General features: G+C 65.0%; 5 protein-coding genes. 3 read left to right on the top strand and 2 right to left on the bottom strand.

The annotated features are described in order from the left end of the window. On the top strand, nt 1–637 hold a 637-nt coding region (locus tag EB084_20785; GenBank protein ID NDD30703.1), incomplete at its 5' end, for a hypothetical protein. Nucleotides 638–649: 12 nt separating this feature from the next. Here EB084_20785 and EB084_20790 read toward each other — a convergent pair. Beyond that, nucleotides 650–901 carry a hypothetical protein gene (locus tag EB084_20790; GenBank protein NDD30704.1) on the bottom strand — a complete coding sequence of 84 codons (252 nt, stop codon included), beginning with the start codon at nt 899–901 and terminating at the stop codon, nt 650–652. Between the two features lie 212 nt (nt 902–1,113). On the opposite strand from EB084_20790, the gene EB084_20795 reads away from it, so the two are divergent. Then, on the top strand, nt 1,114–2,010 hold the full coding sequence (locus EB084_20795; GenBank protein NDD30705.1) for a proline dehydrogenase: 897 nt from the start codon (nt 1,114–1,116) through the stop codon (nt 2,008–2,010). A gap of 71 nt (nt 2,011–2,081) precedes the next feature. On the opposite strand, the gene EB084_20800 is transcribed toward EB084_20795, so the two are convergent. Further along, entirely contained in the window at nt 2,082–2,384 is a 303-nt protein-coding gene (locus EB084_20800; GenBank protein ID NDD30706.1) for a hypothetical protein, read from the bottom strand. Nucleotides 2,385–2,486: 102 nt separating this feature from the next. Here EB084_20800 and EB084_20805 point away from each other — a divergent pair. Further along, on the top strand, nt 2,487–4,229 hold a 1,743-nt coding region (locus EB084_20805), incomplete at its 3' end, for a tetratricopeptide repeat protein (protein ID NDD30707.1).

Below are 4,229 nucleotides of genomic sequence, written 5' to 3' on the forward strand. Positions count from 1 at the left end.
CCCGCCCGTCGCGCTGAGCGCGCCCGCGCCCGCGCGAGCCGTTTCCCAGCCCGTGGCAGCGCTGTACGTGACGAGCGACAGCCGCGCCGCCGTGAGCGCAGCCTGGAGCGCACTGACACGCACAGACAAGACACTGGCCGGCGCACATCGGCTCATCGGCCCAACCCGTCACTGGATCGCCGTTCAAGCGCGTGCCTTCGACACCGCGTCCCCCCAGACCGTCGATCTGGCGTGCATGAACCTCTCTCGCGCCCTGCACACGGGGGTTCTGTTCCTGCAGGTGACCGCCGACGGACGCGCCTGGTACTTCTACTGGAACGATGGTCACGAGCTCGATCAGTACTGCAGCAATCCGGGACGCCCGGGCGAGGTCGACTACACGACGCTTCGAACCTGGGGCGGAAAACCCGAGGTGCTGGTGGGTGCGTGTCGTGGGCAGGCGCTGTCGAAGACCCGCCCGGCGCCGACCATCACCGACCTGAACGCGGTGATCTACTCGTACTACCCCGAGATGCGTTCCACACGCCCCGACGCATGGCGATCTCCAGAGGAGATCATGCGCACGCTCACACAGATCATCGGCCTGCCCTGCGCACCGGCCCGCTGCGACGCTTCTCCACGCACGACCCCACCCTGAACCGATCTTGCGTCAGCTCTCGGGTTTCTTGCCGCGCTGCGTGTGCGTCTCGACGGTGTAGCTGTGGACCTTGAAGATGGGGTACACCATGCCGATGCCCATCATGTCGTCGGCAACCTCGCCCACCACCGTGAGCCTGCGGCCATCACCCCGCCCGTCCGGACCGATGCCGTCGAGCTGGTAGCGGTCTCCCGTCTCGTCCTCGAAGGCCCAGATGCCTCCCTCGAGCGGGTTGAAAAACACCATGCCCTTCAGCGTCTTCATCGACCCTCGCGTCATTTCGTCCGGATTCGGGCCCACGCCCCGCCTCTTGGGACGAGCGCTCGCAGAGGGCGACTTCGCCAGAGCGCGGGGAACAGCCTTCCCCCCTCGTCTGCGTGCGCCCAAGGGAGCTGGAAAGAGGGGGGCGCTCGCCTTCGCGAGAATGCCTGCCTCTCGCCCACACTCCAGATGCCGAGGTTGCGCCCTTGAGACGAATGCTGCTCACGCTCGCCGACAACAAGACAATCCACAACATGGTCGTGTCGAACGGGGTCTTCCGGCGCATGGCCCTGCGATTCGTTGCAGGGGAAACCCTCGATGAGGCCATCGAAGCCGTGAAGAACCTCCCCAAGGGGGCGCGCGCCACCCTCGACAATCTCGGGGAGAACGTGCACACGGCGGCAGAGGCCGACGATGCCTGCCGCATGTACCTCGACATCCTCGACGCGATCTCACGGGCTGGCGTCGACAGCAACGCCTCGATCAAGCTCACGCAGATGGGGCTCGACATCGACCCCGACCTCTGCCTTTCGAACATGCGCAAGGTGCTCGACAAGGCGCAGTCGTTCAACAACTTCGTGCGCATCGACATGGAGGGCTCGGCCTACACGCAGACGACCCTCGATATGTTCAGCCAGCTGTGGCAGACCCACAAGAACGTGGGGGTGGTGATTCAATCGTACCTGTATCGCAGCGAGCCGGACATCCAGATGCTCAACCAGATGCAGGCCCGGGTTCGTCTCTGCAAGGGCGCTTACGCGGAACCGCCAGAAGTGGCCTTCCCCCTGAAAGCCGACACCGACGCGAACTACCGAAAGCTGGCCGAGCGACTTCTCAGCCAGGGGAGCTATCCGGGCATCGCGACACACGACGAGAACATGATCGAGCACGTCAAGCGCTATGCCAGAGAGAACGGCATCGGCAGCGACCGCTTCGAGTTCCAGATGCTCTACGGCATCCGACGGCAGAAGCAGGAGCAGCTCATCAGCGAGGGCTACAACCTGCGGGTGTACGTGCCTTTCGGCAGGCAGTGGTACCCCTATTTCATGCGCCGTCTGGCGGAGCGGCCGGCGAACCTGATGTTCTTCCTCAACTCGCTCGTCAGGAAGTAGTCGCTCTGCCCGCCGGATGAACGGGCGCGGGGGGGTCTCGCCTTTCCTACGTTCGCGTCAACGCCATGGCACTAGCCGCGGGAGATGCGGAAGCCCACCTTGTTCTCGGTCAGTCGCGGATGGAAGTCGACCCGCACGATGCTCGCGTAGGGGCAGGTGATCTGGTCCGGCTGCTTACCATCGCTGCTGCGTCCGGGGTCGGGCGCCACGCGAAACGAGAGGCAGGTGTCGGCCACCAGCTGGATGGTCTCCACGTGGTGGCGGCTGCCGTCACGAAGGTGGAACTCGACGACGGGCGTCTCTGACCCCTTGTCGGCAGAGTACTCGCCGATGAGTCGACTGAAATCACGCTCGAAGAAGTGGCGGTTGAACATGCGACCTCCCAGTGGGCGTCTGCTTCCCCTGAGCGCGCCACCTGTCCTGCCGAGTGCGTCAGCCGGAAAGGTACGAGGCAACCCACAGAGAAACGAAGGGATATGTCGCGCGCCCTGAAACGAGACGCTGACCAGCACTTCGCGCAAGCCATGGCCTGGGAGGCGAAAGACAACTTCGCCGAAGCCGTTCGGGCCTACCAGGCCACGCTCAAGGCCGAGCCGCGACACATCCGAGCCTGCCTTCACCTGGGCTTTCTGTATGCCTTCGTCGGAGAGCTCGACCTCTGCGTCGGCGAGCTTCGAACCGCGTGGGATCTGCAGCACGACATCGCATCGCTGCTGAACCGAGAAGGCGAGCATCGCGCATTCTACCAGAAGAAGGTGACCGCCACACTCGAGGCCCTGCGCCGTCCCGCCTCGACCAGCGGCGACAATGCCTACGCCAACTATCGAGTGGGGCTGGCCTGCCGCTACCTGGGCCGTCTCGAGCAGGCCCTTGACGCCCTTCGCGACGCGATCAAGGCCAACCCGAACCTCAGTGACGCCTACGCCATGTGCGGCCAGATCCTGACAGAGCTCGAGCAGTTCCAGCAGGCCGCACTCATCCTCAAGCAAGGCATCGACGTCAACCCCCAGCACGCGAGCCTGCACGCGCATCTCGCAATCGCCTACGACCGCCAGAACATGGGTGCCCTCGCCGTGCAATCGATGGAGAAGGCCATCAGCCTCGAGGAGACGACGCCGCAGTACCATCTCTGGCTCGGACGCATCCTTGCCCGTCAGGACAAGCACAAGCAAGCCATCGGAAAGTATCAGCGGTCTCTCGACCTCGACCGAACCGACCCTGACGTGCACTTCGCCCTGGCAGAGGCCTGTCAGGCCGTCTATCGCCCTGACCTCGCCATCCAGATGCTCAGAGAAGCCGTCAACCTGAACCCCTACTTCTCTGAGGCGCACTTCAAGCTGGGCCTGACCTACTTCCAGCTCGGGCAAGCCGACGAAGCCGTGGAGAGCTTCAACGACACCCTCGAGATCAACCCGAAGGACGCCTACGCCCACTACCACCTCGCGGAAGCCCGCGAGCGCCTCGGACAGATCGAGGACGCCCTGAAGAGCTTCGCGCAGGCAGTGAGTCTCAATCCGCTAGACAGCTATGCCCAGTTCAACCTGGGCCGTCTCCTCGACAAGCTCGGCCGCTCCTCGGAAGCCCTGGTGCACATGGAGCGAGCCACGCGGCTCAACCCCAACGACGCCAACCTGAAGCGCGTGGCCACCGAAGTGCGCGACCGAGCAGAGGGACGTGCCCCGCTGCTTGCCACGCCACCTCTTCCGGACGGCAAGACCGTTGACGCCATGGTGGCGGCAGCCGAGAGCGTGGCCGCGGTTCCAGAGGCAGACGTGGCCGAATCGGCCCAGAGCCGCTACACGGTCGCGCGACCGACCGCATATGACGCGTTTGAGTCGCTTGATGGGCCACTCCTGTGGGATGAGCTCGAAGACGAAGACGAGGAAGTGCCTGAAGATTCCGCGGAGCCGGAGCCGGAGCCCGAGCCCGAGCCCGAGCGCGAACCGGAGCCGGAGCCCGAACCGACGCCTCCCCCTCCTCCCGCCTATCAGGTCCCCGTGTTCGCAGAAGACGCACTCTTCCGCGAGCTGGAGCGAAGCGTCTCGAGCTCGGGAGAGAGCCGCGCCGAAGCCAGACTCGGTCCGGCTGCGACCAATCCCTTCGTCACGCAACGCGACGTCAGCGAAGCCGAAGAGACACCGGAGGAGCGGTTGCGCCGCATCCTGCGCGCATCTGAAGGAGAGGACGCCGAGCGCGTTCGCGCCCAGGCGCAGGCCCCT

It is taken from the genome of Pseudomonadota bacterium, from assembly GCA_010028905.1.
Classification (GTDB): Bacteria; Vulcanimicrobiota; Xenobia; order RGZZ01; family RGZZ01; genus RGZZ01.